This window comes from Streptomyces sp. NRRL S-37 (genome assembly GCF_000721605.1).
Taxonomy (GTDB): domain Bacteria; phylum Actinomycetota; class Actinomycetes; order Streptomycetales; family Streptomycetaceae; genus Streptomyces.
Genome location: NZ_JOIZ01000006.1, coordinates 78,246 through 95,090, shown reverse-complemented (window position 1 = coordinate 95,090; position 16,845 = coordinate 78,246). Strand labels below are relative to the sequence as shown.

Genomic DNA, 16,845 nt, shown 5'->3' with positions numbered 1-16,845 from the left:
ACGTAGGATCGTCCTCCGCAAGGGTGCGGACAGCAACCACCGGAACGCGCACCAGGCTTGACCGATCGTCACCGAGGGGCGGCAGGACGTGAGCGAGGGGTACGGAAACACCGGTGCCGGCCGGGAACGGCCGGCCGACGGCACAGGAACAACCTCTGACCACGCGGGAAATCCGTTCCGGGGGCACGTGTTCCGGGTATCGGAGTTCCGGCGGGACGAACCGCGCGCACGGCGTGCGCCGGACGGATGGACTCGACACGCGTGACGGAGCAGCCGACCTCCTTCGAACGCCCCCAGCCGGGCGTCGACCCCGCGGATCCCCGCGGGGCGCTTCCGCGTACCCCGCCGCCGGAGCGTGTGCCGGGCACGGGGTCCGCCTTACCCGTACAGAGCCGCTCCGGCGGTGAGCCTCCCGTGCCCGGGGCCGCGTCGCCGGACACGGTGACACCGGACGGCACCGGCCAGGACCCGGCCGCCGGGTCCGGTCCCGAGCACTCCCAGCCGGGTGCCGGGCAGGGCACCGAGCCGGACGCGCACCGGCCGCGTCCGGTGCCCGAGGGCATCCCGGTGCAGCCGGCCGCGGGCCACGGCCGGCCGGTCCGGAGTCCCGACGGCACGGAGCGCCGTACCGGGCAGCAGGCGCAGCCCGGACGGCCCACGCCGATGCGCAGGGACGGGGACCGGCTGCGGTTCGTCGGTGCCGCGACCCGGCGGATCGCCCGCGGCATCGACCTGGACGAGATCGTGATGGGGCTGTGCCGGGCCACCGTGCCCACCTTCTCCGACGCGATCCTGGTCTATCTGCGCGAGCCCCTGCCGGTCGGCGACGAGCGGCCCACCGGCCCGCTGGTGCTGCGGCTGCGCCGCACCGACCGGATCCCGGCCGAACGGGACACCGAGGGCGGGTTCGCCCCGGTCGCCCCGCCGGAGCCGTCCGAGCTGGACTCGGTCGGCGCGGAGCTGTGCACCGTGCGGCCCGGCAGCGCGCTCGCCGAGGTGCTGCGCGGCGTACGGCCGGTGTTCACGGACGCGCCGGCGGCCCGTGCCGCGCTGCCCGAACTCCTCGGTGAGGAGGGCGCGCCGGCCGTGCCGGAGGGGCAGCGGGCGATCCTCGCGCCGCTGCGCGGCCGGCGGCGGGTGATCGGCGCGGCGCTGTTCCTGCGCCGCCCGGAGCGCATCCCGTTCGAGGCCGACGACCTGCTGGTCGCGGCCCAGCTCGCCACGCACAGCGCCCTCGGCATCGACAAGGCGGTGCTGTACGGGCGGGAGGCGTACATCGCCGACGAGCTGCAGCGCACGATGCTGCCGGAGAACCTGCCGCGCTGCACCGGCGTACGGCTCGCCTCGCGCTACCTGCCGGCCGCGGAGACCGCGCGGGTCGGCGGTGACTGGTACGACGCCATCCCGCTGCCCGGCAGCCGGGTCGCGCTGGTCGTCGGCGACGTCATGGGCCACTCCATGACCTCGGCGGCGATCATGGGCCAGCTCCGCACCACCGCGCAGACCCTGGCCGGGCTCGACCTGCCCCCGCAGGAGGTGCTGCACCACCTCGACGAGCAGGCGCAGCGGCTCGGCGTGGACCGCATGGCGACCTGCCTCTACGCGGTGTACGACCCGGTGGCGCACCGCATCACCATCGCCAACGCCGGCCATCCGCCGCCCGTCCTGCTGGAGCTGGGCGGACGCGCCGAGGTGCTGCGGGTGCCCGCGGGCGCCCCGATCGGCGTGGGCGGGGTGGACTTCGAGGCGGTCGAGCTGGACGCGCCCGCCGGGGCGACCCTGCTGCTGTACACCGACGGCCTGGTGGAGTCCCGGCTGCGGGACGTGTGGACCGGTATCGAGCAGCTCCGGGAGAAGCTCGCCGCGACCGCGCAGCTCACCGGGCCGGACCATCCGCCGCCCCTGGAAGCGCTGTGCGACGAGGTGCTGGACATGCTCGGTCCGGGCGACCGGGACGACGACATCGCGCTGCTCGCCGCCCGTTTCGACGGGATCGCGCCGAGCGACGTGGCGTACTGGTTCCTGGAGCCGGAGGACGCGGCCCCCGGCCGGGCCCGCCGGCTGGCCCGGCGGGCGCTGTCCCGCTGGGGCATGGAGGAGCTGAGCGACTCGGTGGAGCTGCTGGTCAGCGAGGTGGTGACGAACGCCGTGCGCTATGCCACGCGGCCGGTCACGCTGCGGCTGCTGCGCACCGACGTGCTGCGCTGCGAGGTCGGTGACGACGTGCCGCAGTTGCCGCGGCTGCGGCAGGCGCGGGCCACCGACGAGGGCGGGCGCGGGCTGTACCTGGTGAACCGGCTGGCCCGGCGCTGGGGCGCGACCCGGCTGAGCACGGGCAAGGTGGTGTGGTTCGAGCTGAACCACGGCTGAACCGTCGTACGGCATGACGAGGGGCGCCCGGTGCGGTCACCGGGCGCCCCTCATGTCGCCGTCTACTGCTCCTCGTCGTCCCCGGGTTTTTCCGGGACCCCCGGGAGCTCGAACGTCGGCGATTCGGAGGTGGTCGGGTCCGGCGGCGGCTCCGACGACGGCGGCGGCGACGCCGGCGGCTCCGACGACGGCGGCGCGGAGGTCTCCGGCGGTGCCTCGGTGGTCGGTTCCTCGCTCGTCGGCTCGTCGCTCGGCGTCCCGGACGGCGACTGCGAGACCGGCGGGGAGCTGCTCGGCTTCCTCACCGCGTTGCCCTGCTTGGTGTCCAGGTCGAACTCGGTGACCTCGTCCATGACGCCGAAGGTGTAGGCGGCCCAGATCTCCGCCGGGGGGCCACCGCCGTTGACGCGGTAGTCGACGCCGGCCGCCCGGTACATCGGGACCTGCTTGCCGCTCTTGTCGTCCTCGCCGAACAGGCCGACGGAGGTGACCAGTCCGGGGGTGAAGCCGGTGAACCAGGCCGACTTGTTGTTGTCGGACGTACCGGTCTTGCCGGCGACCTGCTGGCCGTCGCGCAGCGGGTTGTCCCGTACGGACTTCTGGGCCGTACCGTCGTCGACCACGCCGGTGAGCACGGAGGTGACCGTGTCGGCGGCCTCGCGGCTGATGACCTGCTCGCCGATCGGGTCGGGGAACTCGACCGCGCGGTCCTTGTGCTCGACCGACTTCACGATCGCCGGGGTGACCTTCTTGCCGTGGTTGTCGAGGGTGGCGTAGACGCCGGCCATCTCCAGCGGGCTCGCGCCCATGGTGCCCAGTGTCTGCGCGGGCACGGGGGGCACGTTCTCGGTGTCCATGCCGAGGTCGCCGGCGGTCTCGATCACCTCGGTCATGCCGACGTCGGCGCCCATCTGCGCGAAGACCGAGTTGACGGACTTGTTCATCGCCTCCTGGACGGTGATGTCGTCGTAGTTCTGGTCGTCCTCGTTGGGCGGCGCGAAGCCGACCTCCTTGCCGTCGTCCACCACGGGGCGCCCGCTCGTGCCGTCGTAGAGGGTGTTCGCCGTGATCGGCACGCCGTCCTGGGTCTCGGCGTCCTGGTCGACGGCCGCGGCGAGGATCAGCGGCTTGAAGGTGGAGGCGGGCTGGTAGTCGTCGCGGGTGGCGTTGTTGCGGTAGTGCTTCACGTAGTCCACGCCGCCGTACATCGCCAGGACCGCGCCCGTCTTCGGGTCCACGGAGACGGCGCCGGCCTGGACGTCGGCGTCGACCTTGCGCTCGCCGGGGTCGAGCTTGCTGGTGAGCTTGGTCTTGACCGCCTCCTCCAGCGCCTTCTGCTTCTTCTTGTCGATGTTCAGCGTGATGGTGTAGCCGCCGAGGTCCAGCATGGCGTCGGCCTGCTTGGTGTCCTCGGCGACGCCCTGGGTGACGAGCTGCCGTTTGATCGCGGTGTTGGCCGCCTCGACCAGGTACCCGGTCTGGCCCTCCAGCCCGGGGACGGCCTTGGGCTCCTCGGGAACCGGGAACTTCATGCCCTGGCGGTCGGCCCGGTCCAGCCACTTCTGCTCGACCATGTTGTCCAGGACGTAGTTCCAGCGCTCCTGGGCGAGCCTCTTGCCGGTGTCGCTGGCGATCGCCCAGTCGTACTGGTTCGGTGCCTGGAGCAGCGCGGCGAGGTACGCGCCCTGCTCGACGGTGAGGTCCTCGGCGTCGACGCGGTAGTAGGCCTGCGCGGCGGCCTGGATCCCGTAGGCGCCGCGGCCGTAGTAGCTGGTGTTGATGTAGCCGGCGAGGATGTAGTCCTTGGACTTCTCCCGGTCCAGCTTCAGGGAGATGACCAGTTCCTTCAGCTTGCGGCTGACGGTCTGTTCCTGCGTCAGGTAGTAGTTCTTGACGTACTGCTGGGTGATCGTGGAACCGCCCTGCGCGCCCTTGCCGGAGAGCGTGTTGAGCACGCCGCGCGCGGTGCCCCTGAGGTCGACGCCGGAGTCCTTGTAGAAGGTCTTGTTCTCGGCGGCGACGAAGGTGCGCTGGACGTCCTTGGGCACCTTGGCGAGGTCGACGATCTCACGGTTGTAGCCCCTGCGGGCCATGATCGAACCGTCGCTGTACTTGTAGACGTTGCCCTGCAGCTCGGCGTCGGCGTTTCCCTCGGGGATGTCGATCACCATGTACAGCACGATGAAGGCGCCCATGCCGAGCAGGCAGAGGCCGAAGAACGTGCCGAGGATCTTCTTCCAGGTGAACAGGCGGCGTATGCCGCTGCGTCCGGCCGCGCCCGACGAACGGCGGCCCCGGGGTGCCGCACGGCGCCCACCGCGCTGTCGTGCGCGTCTTTCTTCCGCTCGTCCCATGCGTCCGTTCCGCTCCGCTTCGTTCGTGTGTGCTCTGGGGCCACACCAGTTCGCCGCTCGGGTCAGCTCAGAAAACTAACACCGGGAGCTATGACAAAGGGCCGCCGATCCGGCCTTTACGGGCGTGACAATCAGCACCCGCTCCAACGGAACCGACGTCCGAGAGGGGCGCAGGGTTGCCGGGACGGGGTAATCTGATATCACTTAGCTAGACAGGCGCTAGCCACTCGGCGGGCGCCCGGAGAGACGGGGGATCACCCATGTCCATACATGACACGCAGGTCACGGCCGATGTGCCCGAGATGCCGGCCCCGCGCGTACGGGAGTTCGCGGCGCACAGCATCGGCGGCGGGCTGGCGCTGCTGCTCGGCCTCCTCGGCCTGCTGCTCGGCACCGCGCTGATCGTCACCGCCACGGCGGTCACCGGGGCCGGCGCCAAGGCCGCACTGATCGTCGGCGGCATCCTGGTCGTCATCGCCGCGTTCCTCGCGATGTGCGGGCTGAACATGGTGGCGCCGGGCGAGGCGCGGGTGGTGCAGCTCTTCGGCCGCTACCGGGGCACGATCCGGCAGGACGGACTGCGCTGGGTGAACCCCCTCACCTCGCGCAGGAAGATCTCCACGCGGGTGCGCAACCACGAGACCGCGGTCCTGAAGGTGAACGACGCCTACGGCAACCCGATCGAGCTGGCCGCGGTCGTGGTGTGGCGGGTCGAGGACACCGCCCAGGCCACCTTCGAGGTGGACGACTACATCGAGTTCGTCTCCACCCAGACCGAGGCGGCCGTGCGGCACATCGCCATCGAGTACCCCTACGACGCCCACGACGAGGACGGTCTCTCGCTGCGCGGCAACGCCGAGGAGATCACCGAGAAGCTCGCCGTCGAACTGCACGCGCGCGTGGAGGCGGCCGGTGTGCAGATCATCGAGTCCCGGTTCACCCACCTGGCGTACGCTCCCGAGATCGCCTCGGCGATGCTCCAGCGGCAGCAGGCGGGCGCCGTCGTGGCGGCGCGGCAGCAGATCGTGGAGGGCGCCGTGGGTATGGTCGAGTCGGCCCTGGCCCGGATCCAGGAGCAGGACATCGTGGAGCTGGACCCCGAACGGAAGGCGGCGATGGTGTCCAACCTGATGGTGGTGCTGTGCGGTGACCGCTCCGCGCAGCCGGTCCTCAACACCGGGACGCTCTACCAGTGACGACTCCGTCCGGGGGCTCCGCCCCCCAGGGCCGGCCGCGGCGCAAGCAGGTGCTGCTGCGGCTGGACCCGTCGGTGTACGAGGCGCTGGCGCGGTGGGCCAACGACGAGCTGCGCTCCGCCAACGCGCAGATCGAGTTCCTGTTGCGGCGGGCGCTGGCGGAGGCGGGGAGGCTGCCCGGCGACACCGGGCCCCTTCCCCGCCGCGGGCGGCCGCCCGGGGGCTCCGCCCCCAAGCCTCCGTCGGCCTGAAGGGCCTCGTCCTCGCGCGCCGGGCGGGCCGGCGCGCGCACGCCCCATCGGTACCCACGCACAGCCCGCCCTGCCCCGTAGCGGAACCGTGACAATCGACCCCCACCTGCGCCTCCGTACACCCCGGCGTGACCTGCACACTCCGCGTATACACACCGCGTATACACCGTGTGTAGAGTGCTCCGTATGTCCATCGGTCACACCCTCCTGGGGCTCCTGGAGTCCGGTCCGCGTCACGGTTACGACCTGAAGCGGGCCTTCGACGAGAAGTTCGGTCACGACCGGCCGCTGCACTACGGCCAGGTCTACTCGACGATGTCCCGCCTGCTGAAGAACGGGCTCGTCGAAGTCGACGGCATCGAGGCCGGCGACGGCCCCGAGCGGAAGCGGTACGCGATCACCGAGGCCGGCGTCACCGACGTCGAGCGCTGGCTCGCCACACCGGAGAAGCCGGAGCCGTACCTCCAGTCGACGCTCTACACCAAGGTCGTCCTCGCCCTGCTCACCAGCCGGGACGCCGCCGACATCCTCGACACGCAGCGCTCGGAGCACCTGCGCGGCATGCGGATCCTCACCGACCGCAAGCGCAAGGGCGACCTCGCCGACCAGCTCATCTGCGACCACGCCCTGTTCCACCTTGAAGCCGACCTGCGCTGGCTGGAGCTGACCGCGGCGCGTCTCGACAAGCTCCGTGCGGCGGTGACCCGATGACCGCGCCCGTTCCCCCCGGCTCCCTGCTCACCGCCCAGGACCTGCGCAAGGTCTACGGCCCCACCACCGCGCTCGACGGCGCCGCCTTCTCCATCCACCCCGGCGAGGTCGTCGCCGTGATGGGACCCTCCGGGTCGGGCAAGTCCACGCTGCTGCACTGCCTCGCCGGGATCGTCACCCCCGACTCCGGGTCGATCACGTACGACGGGCGTGAGCTGACCGCCATGAGCGACGCCGAGCGCAGCGCGCTCAGGCGCTCGGAGTTCGGCTTCGTCTTCCAGTTCGGGCAGCTCGTGCCGGAGCTCACCTGTGTGGAGAACGTCGCCCTGCCGCTGCGGCTGAACGGCACGCCCCGCAAGGAGGCCGAGCGGGCCGCGCTGACCTGGATGGAGCGCCTGGAGGTCGACGACGTCCGCAAGAAGCGCCCCGGCGAGGTCTCCGGCGGTCAGGGTCAGCGGGTCGCCGTGGCCCGGTCGCTGGTCACCGGCCCGCGGGTGCTGTTCGCCGACGAGCCGACCGGCGCGCTGGACTCGCTCAACGGCGAGCGGGTGATGGAGCTGCTCACCGACGCCGCCCGGTCCACCAACGCCGCCGTCGTCCTCGTCACCCACGAGGCGCGGGTGGCCGCGTACTCCGACCGCGAGGTCGTCGTGCGCGACGGGAAGTCCCGGGACATGGAGCGCGTCGTATGAGTGCAAGCCAGTGGGCGCGGGATCTCGGCATGGGGATCCGGTTCGCCTTCGCCGGCGGGCGCGAGGGGTGGATCCGGGCGCTGCTCACCGCCGTCGGCGTCGGGCTGGGGGTGGCGCTGCTGCTGCTCACCACCGCCCTGCCCGGCGCGCTGGCGGAGCGGGACCGGCGGGAGGAGGCGCGGCTCAACTACACCTACGGCGAGAAGATCGAGCGCGCCGACGACACCCTGATGACCGCGGACAACGACACCGAGTTCGACGGCCGGGACATCCGCGGCCGGCTGCTGGAGCCGGAGGGCGACAAGGCTCCGCTGCCGCCGGGGCTGCGGGAGTTCCCGGCGCCGGACGAGATGGTGGTCTCCCCCGCGCTGAAGGAGTTCCTCGCCTCCGACGAAGGCGAACTGCTGCGGGAGCGGCTGCCGTACGACATCGTGGGGACGATCGGCGAGCAGGGGCTGATCGGCGCGCAGGAGCTCGCCTACTACGCGGGCGCCGAGGGCCTCGCGGGGCGGCCCAACGACGGGCTGGTGGGCCGTATCGACTCCTTCGGGAACCCCGACCCGGTGGAGGAGGAGGCGGACCCGGTCCTCGTGCTGCTGGTCCTGGTCGTCTTCGTGGTGCTGCTGATGCCGGTCGCCGTGTTCATCGCCGCGGCCGTGCGGTTCGGCGGCGAGCGGCGCGACCGCAGGCTGGCCGCGCTGCGGCTGGTCGGCTCCGACGGCGGCATGACCCGGCGGATCGCCGCGGGCGAGGCGCTCGCCGGGGCGCTGCTCGGGCTGGTGTTCGGCACCGGGTTCTTCCTGTCGGGACGTGAGTTCGCGGCGTCCGTCGAGGTGTTCGACATCAGTGTCTTCCCGAGCTATCTGAACCCCTCCCCGCTGCTGGCGCTGCTGGTCGCGGTGGCGGTCCCGGGGGCCGCCGTGCTGGTGACGCTGCTGGCGCTGCGCGGGGTGGTCATCGAACCGCTGGGGGTGGTGCGCACGGCGCGGCCCGCCCGCCGCCGGCTGTGGTGGCGGCTGCTGCTGCCGCTGGCCGGGGCCGGCATGCTGTTCCCCATGATCGGCCAGGGCCGGGAGAACGGGGACTTCAACCAGTACCTGGTCACCGGCGGTGTCATCTGTCTGCTCGTCGGCGTCACCGCGCTGCTGCCGTGGATCGTGGAGACGGTCGTCGCCCGGCTCGGCCCGGGCAGTGTCTCCTGGCAACTGGCGGTGCGACGCCTGCAGTTGAGCAGCGGCGCGGCGGCCCGCATGGTCAACGGCATCGCGGTGGCGGTGGCCGGCGCGATCGCGCTGCAGATGCTGTTCGCCGGGGTGGAGGGCGACTACACCGAGGAAACCGGCTACGACACGTCACTGGCGCAGATGCAGGTACGGGTGCCGGAGGGCACCGAACTCGCCGCGGCCACCACGAAACTCGAGGAGACCGAGGGCGTCCGCAAGGTCTACCCGCTGTCCGAGGGGTACTTCGGCGACCGGCCCTGGGACAAGGAGCCGCAGCGCACCGCCCAGCTGACCATCGGCGACTGCGCGACCCTGCGCGAGGTGGCGAAGCTGCCCTCGTGCGCGGACGGCGCCGTGTTCACGCTCCGGGGCGGCGAGTACGACACCGACACCCCGTCGCTGAGCAGGCCGGGCCAGAAGCTGTACCTGGAGAGGTACGTCGGCGACGGCGACGGGGAGAGCGTCGCCTGGACCCTCCCCGAAGGGCTGAAGCAGGCCGACTCCATCGAGGACCCGACCGGGAACAGGCGCGGCGGCTTCCTCCTGACCCCGGCTGCGGTGCCCGCGGACATCGCGGAGGTGGTCACCGGCGAGCTGTATCTGTCGGTCGACGACTCGGTGCCGTACGCCCGCGAGCACATACGCAACACGGCGGCCGCGATCGACCCGCTGGCCCATCCGACGACGTGGAACTCCGTCGAACGTTCCGAACGCTACGAATCCATCCGTACGGGCCTGTTCGTCGGCGCCGCCGCCGTGCTGGCGCTGATCGGGGCGAGTCTGCTGGTCTCCCAGCTGGAGCAGTTGCGGGAACGCCGCAAGCTGCTGTCGGCCCTGGTCGCCTTCGGCACCCGGCGCCGCACGCTGAGCCTGTCGGTGCTGTGGCAGACGGCGGTCCCGATCGGCCTGGGTCTGCTGCTGGCCTCGCTGGTGGGCATCGCCCTGGGCGCGGTGCTGCTGAAGATGACCGCGACACCGGTCGGTGTGGACTGGCCGAGCGTGCTGCGGATGACCGGTATGGGCGCGGGCGTGGTCCTCGTGGTGACGCTGCTGAGCCTGCCCCCGCTGCTGCGCATGATGCGCCCGGACGGCCTGCGGACGGAGTGAGCGGTACGGTCCGCGGGGCCGTACGGACCGCGGAGCCGTGCGGGCCGCGGAGCCGTGCGGGCCGCGGAGCCGTGCGGGCCGCGGAGCCGTGCGGGCCGCGGGGCCTGGGAGCCCGCACGGACCGCGGGGGCGCTCAGCTCCCCACCATCCGTACCGGAAGGTCCCGCATCGCCGCCCGCAGGGCCACCGCCAGTTCCTTGTGCTCCGCCGCCCTCGCCGTGCCCGTGCGCATGGCGAGGGCGATGCGGCGGCTGGGGGCCGGATCGGTGAAGCGGGCGGTGAGCAGCCGGTTGGAGCGGGCGGTCTCGACCTGGACGGCGGTGCGCGGCAGCAGGGTCACCCCGAGGCCGCCCGCGACCAGCTGGACGAGTGTGGCCAGTCCGGCCGCCGTCGTCGTGGCCGGGACGTCGGCCCGCCCGGCCTCCCGGCAGATGTCCAGGGCCTGGTCGCGCAGGCAGTGCCCCTCGTCGAGCAGCAGCAGGTTCAGCTCGCGCAGCACCGCACGGGGGATGCCCTCCCGGCCGCCGAGCCGGTGGCCGAGCGGGGTGACCAGCACGAAGTCCTCGTCGAAGAGGGGGATCTCGGTCACACCGGGCACGCCGAGGGGCACCGCGAGCAGCAGCAGGTCGAGCCGGCCGGCGGCCAGTCCGTCCAGCAGGCTCGCGGTCTGCTCCTCGTGCACCTGGAGGTCGAGGAGCGGATAGCGGCCGCGGACCAGCCGCAGGACCGTCGGCAGCAGATAGGGCGCGACGGTCGGGATCACGCCGAGCCGCAGCACCCCGGTGAACGGCGCCCGCAGCGCGTCCGCCTCCTCCAGCAGCGCGTCGACCTCGCCGAGTACGGCCTTGGCGCGGGCGGCGAGCCGCTCACCGGCCGGTGAGAGCAGCACCTTGCGCGTCGTACGCTCCACGAGGGTGACGCCGAGCGTCTCCTCCAGCGTCGACACGGCACCCGACAGCGCCGGCTGGCTCATCCCGATCGCCGAGGCGGCGTCCCGGAAGTGCAGATGCTCGGCCACCGCGGCGAACGCGCGGAGCTGAGCGAAGCTGGGCTGTCTGCGCCTCTTGCTCATGGTCACTGATAGCTACCTCCGATCAACACGACCGAGTGTAGCTATTTCACTAATCAATGCACGATGTGCCAACATCAACAAGGTCCAACCCATGGGAAACGCCCGCAATCCGGGTATTTCCTCGCTGCAAGGAGAGCCTGTGCTCACTGTCGGTGACAAGTTCCCCGAGTTCGAACTGACCGCCTGCGTCTCGCTGGAGAAGGGCAAGGAGTTCGAGACGATCGACCACAAGACCTACGAGGGCAAGTGGAAGATCGTGTTCGCGTGGCCCAAGGACTTCACCTTCGTGTGCCCGACCGAGATCGCCGCCTTCGGCAAGCTGAACGACGAGTTCGCCGACCGTGACGCCCAGGTCCTCGGCTTCTCCGGCGACTCCGAGTTCGTCCACCACGCCTGGCGCAAGGACCACGACGACCTGCGTGACCTGCCGTTCCCGATGATGGCGGACTCCAAGCACGAGCTGATGCGCGACCTCGGCATCGAGGGCGAGGACGGCTTCGCCAAGCGCGCCGTGTTCATCGTGGACCAGAACAACGAGATCCAGTTCTCCATGGTGACCGCCGGCTCCGTCGGCCGTAACCCCAAGGAGGTCCTGCGGGTCCTGGACGCCCTGCAGACCGACGAGCTCTGCCCGTGCAACTGGAGCAAGGGCGACGAGACCCTGGACCCGGTCGCGCTGCTGGCCGGGGAGTGACCTGACATGTCCCTCGACTCCCTGAAGTCCCGCATACCGGACTACGCCAAGGACCTGAAGCTCAACCTGGGCTCGGTCATCGGCAACTCCGACCTGCCGGCCCAGCAGCTCTGGGGCACGGTGCTGTCGACGGCGATCGCCTCGCGCTCGGCCATCGTGCTGCGCGAGCTGGAGCCGGAGGCGAAGGCGAACCTGTCGCCGGAGGCGTACACGGCCGCGAAGGCCGCCGCCGCGGTGATGGCGATGAACAACGTCTTCTACCGCACCCGTCACCTGCTGTCGGACCACGAGTACGGCAACCTGCGCGCCGGTCTGCGGATGAACGTCATCGGCAACCCGGGCGTCGACAAGGTCGACTTCGAGTTCTGGTCCTTCGCGGTCTCCGCGATCAACGGCTGCGGCATGTGCCTCGACTCCCACGAGCAGGTGCTGCGCAAGGCCGGCGTGGAGCGCGAGACCGTCCAGGAGGCGTTCAAGATCGCCGCGGTGATCCAGGCGGTCGCCGCGACGCTGGACGCGGAGGCGGCCCTCGCGGAGTGACTCCGCCTCCCCCTCTCGGGCCCGTCCACCATGCCCGGTGGCCGGGCCCGACCCACACCCCCGGTGGCCGGGCCCACCCCTGCACCCCACGTGTCCGGCACACCCGGCCCCGCGCACTCGGTGCCCTGCACTCCCCGCGCCCCGCACACGCGGTGCCCCGCACTCCCCGCTCTCCGCGTCCCGCGTGCCCCGCGCCGCACCACCCCCGCCAAGCCGCGGGCAGTCGTGCCGCAGGGCGATGGGGGTCCCCCGCTCGAGCGAAGTCGAGAGTGGGGGAGGGTCTCGAGCGGGAGGTACCCCCACCGCCCACCCGTGCCGCCCTGGGGGTACCTCCCAGGCCCTTAAGGCACTGGGGGAGGCACGACTGCCCGCAGCGGCGGAGGTGCGGCAGCATCACCGCCCGCAGCGGCGAAGGTAAGTGGCACCACCGCCCGCAACTGCACGGCACTGCCCGCGCCTACTCCTCGTCGGCGTCCCCCGGTCGCTTCTCCGTGTCCGGTGTCGGAGGCCTGGCCTCCGACACCGCCGGCGGCGGGGCGTCCGGCTCGGACATCGCCGTCGCCCCCCGCGGCCGGGGAGCCTGGGCCACGGCCGTCTCGTGCGTGTACGCGCGCAGATAGCCGACGACGGTATTGGTGACCGCGACCAGCGGCACAGCCACCACCGCTCCCCCGATACCGGCCACCATCCCGCCCGAGGCGACCGCCAGCACCACCGCGAGCGGATGGACCCGGACCGCGCGCCCCAGGATGAACGGCTGGAGGATGTGCCCCTCGATCTGCTGCACCGCCAGCACCACCACCAGCACCATGACGCCCGTGAACACGCCCTGCGTGACGAGTCCGACGACCACCGCGAGCGCTCCCGACACCACCGCACCCACGAGCGGGATGAACGAGAACAGGAAGATGAACACGGCGAGCGGCACCGCCATCGGCACGTCGAGGAAGTAGATGCCGAGGCCGATGAAGATCGCGTCGATCAGAGCCACTATCACCGTGCCGCGCACGTACGCCGTCAGCGTCCGCCACGCCGCGGGACCCGCCCCGGCGACGCCCGGACGGGCCGCGGCCGGAACGAGCTTCAGCGACCACTGCCAGATCCGCTTGCCGTCGTAGAGCAGGAACAGCGTCGAGAAGACCGCCAGCAGGATGCCGGTGAGCGCCTCGACCACGACGGTCACGCCCTCCAGGCCCGCCGAGGTGATCTGCTCGGTGTTGGCGCCGACCGCCTCCCGCAGGTTCTTGGCGATCTCGTTGATCTGTTTGTCGGTGACGTGGAAGGGACTGTTCAGCAGCCAGTTGCGCAGTTCGTCGATGCCGTCCTGGATCTGGTCGGAGAGGTGGTCGATGTTCTCCATGACCTGCCAGGTCACGAACCAGCCGATGAGGCCGATCACGACGAACCCGAACAGCGCCGTCAGCGCGGTGGCCGGCCCGCGCGGCACGCCCAGCCGCTTCAGCCGCGACACCGTCGGCTGCAGCAGCGCGGTGATCAGCAGCGAGGCCACGAACGCCAGCACCACGAGCTGGACGGCGCTGATGATCCGCATGAGCACCCAGACCGTGCCGGCCAGGACCAGCAGCCGCCAGCCGGCCTCGGCCGCGACCCGTACCCCCCAGGGCACGGCCTGTGCCGGGTCGGGGCGGACCGGGACGACGGCGGCCGTGTACCCGAGCGGCGGCTCGGGGTCGGGGGGCGGGGTCTTCACCCGTCCGGGCCCGGAGCCGGGGTCGGCGTCCGGCGGGCGGTCCCGCTCCACCTCGGCACGGCGCTCCTCCAACCGCTTGCTGACCTCGGTCAGCCCGGCTCCGACCCGGCCGAGCCATCCTGGCACTCGCGACATGATCCGTCCTCTTCCCCCGTTTCTCCCCACCACTCCCCCTGGAGTCGTCGGTCAGACCGTACATGGCGAAAGCCCCGCACCGTAGGACGGTGCGGGGCTGTGCCGTGGTTGAGCGGGGCCGGGGCGGCGGGCTCCCGGTCGGCCTAGTAGTAGTGGTTGGCCTGCCAGAACGTCCAGGCCGCGCACGGGCTGCCGTAGCGTTCGTTCATGTAGCCGAGACCCCACTTGATCTGGGTGGCCGGGTTCGTCGCCCAGTCGGCTCCGGCGGAGGACATCTTGGAACCCGGGAGCGCCTGCATCAGACCGTAGGCGTCGGAGGTGGGGTTGTCGGCCCGGTAGTTCCAGCTGGACTCGTGGTCCACGATGGTGCTGAAGCACTGGAACTGGTCCGCCGGGACGATCTGCCGGGCCATCGCCTGCACTTCGGCGATCGTGTAGGAGGACTGGACCGGGAAGCTGGACGCGTCGCGGGTCGCGGAACGGCTGGAGGCGGTCTTGAGCTCCTCGCGCTCCTTGGCTTCCTGCTTCGCCTTCTCCGCCTTGTCGGCCGCTTCCTTCTTCTTCGCGACCGCGGTCTCGGCGGCGGCCTTGCGGGCGGCCTCCTCGGCGTCCTTCTTGGCGCTCGCGTCCGCGGCGATGGCCATCGTTTCGGCCTGCTGCGTCAGGGACGCGGTCTGCACCTGGGCCTGCTGGCCCGCGGGGATGTCCGCGAGCAGCGTGGTGCCGCTTGCCGTCGCTTCGGCGTCGTTGTTCTGCGCGGTGCTGCCCGAGGCAACGCCGACGACACTTCCGACAGCGGTGACCGCCGTGGCCGAGGCCACTGCGAATCCCCGGACCGAGATCCGGCTCACACGGTTTCCTTCCAGCATCGCCCGCTTCGGTGACCCTCGCGGACGCGATCGTGCCCCTGGCACTGGCCTCCCCAACTACGGGTCACGGAAGGCGCGGGCCCGGTGGGCAACTCCCGTGCGGGAGCGCCGCGTGGTGCTCGGGCGGCATACGACGACGCTATGGAGTTGGAACTGTGTCCTGCTGTGGTGCCGTACCTCCCCCACTGCAAAAGTGTGGGGGTACCCCCAGGGGTACAGGTGTGTCGTATGCGGGGCCTGACAGGAGTGAGACTCTGCCGTAACCCGGCGCCGCAAGGCAATTCTCCGTTGCGTGTGAAAGCTCACACCCCGTTTGGCCCCAGGGAATTCCGGAAAGCCGCACACACGCCGACGCCGCCCGGCTAGGCTCTACGCCTTTCCGGACGGCGCCAACCGATCGGTAACCGGCCCGTGTTGGATACCGCGGGTCAGATCTGCCCGTCTTCGAGCATTTCGGTCACAAGCGCGGCGATCTGGGACCTCTCGGACCGCGTCAGGGTGACGTGCGCGAACAGCGGATGCCCCTTCAGCTTCTCGACGACGGCGACCACACCGTCGTACCGGCCGACCCTCAGATTGTCCCGCTGGGCGACGTCATGGGTCAGGACGACCCGCGAATTGGCCCCGATCCGGGACAGCACGGTCAGCAGGACGTTCCGCTCCAGCGACTGGGCCTCGTCGACGATCACGAACGCGTCGTGCAGCGAGCGGCCCCGGATGTGGGTGAGCGGCAGGACCTCCAGCATGCCGCGCGCGGTGACCTCCTCGATGACCTCCCGGCTGGTGACCGCCGACAGTGTGTCGAACACGGCCTGCGCCCAGGGGCTCATCTTCTCCGCCTCGGAACCCGGCAGGTAGCCGAGCTCCTGCCCGCCCACCGCGTACAGCGGACGGAAGACCATCACCTTCTGGTGCTGCCGGCGCTCCAGCACCGCCTCCAGACCCGCGCACAGGGCCAGCGCCGACTTTCCGGTGCCGGCCCGGCCGCCCATGGACACGATCCCGACGTCCGGGTCGAGCAGCAGGTCGAGCGCGATGCGCTGCTCGGCGCTGCGGCCCTTGATGCCGAACGCCTCCCGGTCGCCGCGCACCAGACGGACGTTGCCCTCGGGCGTGACCCGCCCGAGCGCCTTGCCGCGCTCGGACTGGATGGTCAGCCCGGTGTGCACGGGCAGCCCTGCGGCCTCGGGCACGTACACGTGCCCCTCCTCGAAGAGGACGTCCACCTGTTCGCCGGGCAGGGTCAGTTCGGACATTCCGGTCCAGCCGGAGGAGTCCGTGATGGCGAGCTCCGCGCGGTACTCCTCGGCGAGGAGTCCCACGGAGGACGCCTTGATCCTGAGCGGGAGGTCCTTCGACACCACGGTGACGTCGAACCCCTCGGCCTGCAGGTTGCGGGCGACCGCGAGGATGCGGGAGTCGTTGTCCCCCAGGCGGTAGCCGCTGGGCAGCACGCTGGGGTCCGAGTGGTTGAGCTCGACCCGCAGCGTCCCGCCGAGGTCCCCGGTCGGGATGGGGGCGTCGAGACGGCCGTACCGCACCCGGTAGTCGTCCAGCAGGCGCAGCGCCTGACGGGCGAAATAGCCGAGTTCGGGATGGTTCCGCTTGGCCTCCAGCTCCGTCACCACGACGACGGGGAGCACGACCTCGTGCTCGTCGAAGCGGGTCAGGGCGCCTGGATCGGCCAGCAGGACGCTGGTGTCGAGAACATAGGTGCGCCGGTCGGGCTTGTGGCGCTTTGCGCTGGTCACCACGGAAGAACGTACCCCCTCGGATGAGGTCGGGGAGCGACGAGGCGGGACTGGACCGGTCGACGGCCCGCATGCACAGCGGGCCGGAAACCGGCCCTCCGCCGCTTCTTCCGTGCCGTGACCGCACGGTCGGGCTGGTGCAAAGGGCCTCCCGGGCGGACGGCTTCTG

General features: G+C 71.4%; 13 protein-coding genes. 8 read left to right on the top strand and 5 right to left on the bottom strand.

Annotation, left to right across the window (positions count from 1 at the left end; all coding sequences use genetic code 11):
* The first annotated feature begins 246 nt into the window (after positions 1-246).
* Entirely contained in the window at positions 247-2,370 is a 2,124-nt protein-coding gene (locus IH50_RS0111025) for an ATP-binding SpoIIE family protein phosphatase (protein ID WP_030859943.1), read from the top strand.
* Between the two features lie 62 nt (positions 2,371-2,432).
* Here the strand turns inward: IH50_RS0111025 and IH50_RS0111020 are convergent, their stop codons facing one another.
* Complete coding sequence (locus IH50_RS0111020) at positions 2,433-4,724, bottom strand: transglycosylase domain-containing protein (RefSeq protein WP_030859941.1); 2,292 nt, start codon at positions 4,722-4,724, stop codon at positions 2,433-2,435.
* 260 nt (positions 4,725-4,984) lie between these two features.
* Between IH50_RS0111020 and IH50_RS0111015 the strand changes: the two genes are divergently transcribed.
* The 5 genes from IH50_RS0111015 to IH50_RS0110995 all read left to right on the top strand — a co-directional run bounded on the left by IH50_RS0111015 (position 4,985) and on the right by IH50_RS0110995 (position 9,904).
* Positions 4,985-5,920 carry an SPFH domain-containing protein gene (locus IH50_RS0111015; RefSeq protein ID WP_030859939.1) on the top strand — a complete coding sequence of 312 codons (936 nt, stop codon included), beginning with the start codon at positions 4,985-4,987 and terminating at the stop codon, positions 5,918-5,920.
* Positions 5,917-6,171, top strand: coding sequence for a hypothetical protein (locus IH50_RS0111010; RefSeq protein WP_030859937.1), 255 nt, complete (start codon positions 5,917-5,919; stop codon positions 6,169-6,171). Before IH50_RS0111015 ends, IH50_RS0111010 begins: the two co-directional genes overlap by 4 nt.
* A 186-nt stretch (positions 6,172-6,357) precedes the next feature.
* Positions 6,358-6,882 carry a PadR family transcriptional regulator gene (locus IH50_RS0111005; RefSeq protein ID WP_030859935.1) on the top strand — a complete coding sequence of 175 codons (525 nt, stop codon included), beginning with the start codon at positions 6,358-6,360 and terminating at the stop codon, positions 6,880-6,882.
* On the top strand, positions 6,879-7,574 hold the full coding sequence (locus tag IH50_RS0111000) for an ABC transporter ATP-binding protein (RefSeq protein ID WP_030859933.1): 696 nt from the start codon (positions 6,879-6,881) through the stop codon (positions 7,572-7,574). The genes IH50_RS0111005 and IH50_RS0111000 overlap by 4 nt, the downstream gene beginning before the upstream one ends.
* A complete protein-coding gene (locus tag IH50_RS0110995; protein WP_030859931.1) occupies positions 7,571-9,904 on the top strand; it encodes an ABC transporter permease in 2,334 nt (777 codons plus the stop codon). The genes IH50_RS0111000 and IH50_RS0110995 overlap by 4 nt, the downstream gene beginning before the upstream one ends.
* 133 nt (positions 9,905-10,037) lie before the next feature.
* On the opposite strand, the gene IH50_RS0110990 is transcribed toward IH50_RS0110995, so the two are convergent.
* On the bottom strand, positions 10,038-10,976 hold the full coding sequence (locus IH50_RS0110990; protein ID WP_030859929.1) for a LysR substrate-binding domain-containing protein: 939 nt from the start codon (positions 10,974-10,976) through the stop codon (positions 10,038-10,040).
* A 139-nt stretch (positions 10,977-11,115) separates the two neighbouring features.
* Between IH50_RS0110990 and IH50_RS0110985 the strand changes: the two genes are divergently transcribed.
* Positions 11,116-11,670 carry a peroxiredoxin gene (locus IH50_RS0110985; RefSeq protein ID WP_030859927.1) on the top strand — a complete coding sequence of 185 codons (555 nt, stop codon included), beginning with the start codon at positions 11,116-11,118 and terminating at the stop codon, positions 11,668-11,670.
* A gap of 6 nt (positions 11,671-11,676) precedes the next feature.
* Positions 11,677-12,210: an alkyl hydroperoxide reductase gene (locus IH50_RS0110980; RefSeq protein ID WP_030859925.1), complete on the top strand. Its 534-nt coding sequence runs from the start codon at positions 11,677-11,679 to the stop codon at positions 12,208-12,210.
* A gap of 457 nt (positions 12,211-12,667) precedes the next feature.
* Here IH50_RS0110980 and IH50_RS0110975 read toward each other — a convergent pair whose 3' ends face one another.
* The 3 genes from IH50_RS0110975 to IH50_RS0110965 all read right to left on the bottom strand — a co-directional run bounded on the left by IH50_RS0110975 (position 12,668) and on the right by IH50_RS0110965 (position 16,679).
* Entirely contained in the window at positions 12,668-14,056 is a 1,389-nt protein-coding gene (locus tag IH50_RS0110975) for an AI-2E family transporter (protein ID WP_030859923.1), read from the bottom strand.
* Between the two features lie 143 nt (positions 14,057-14,199).
* Entirely contained in the window at positions 14,200-14,907 is a 708-nt protein-coding gene (locus tag IH50_RS0110970; protein WP_030859920.1) for a transglycosylase SLT domain-containing protein, read from the bottom strand.
* A gap of 446 nt (positions 14,908-15,353) precedes the next feature.
* Positions 15,354-16,679, bottom strand: a complete 1,326-nt coding sequence (locus IH50_RS0110965) for a PhoH family protein (RefSeq protein ID WP_030859918.1) — start codon at positions 16,677-16,679, stop codon at positions 15,354-15,356.
* Positions 16,680-16,845 lie beyond the last annotated feature (166 nt).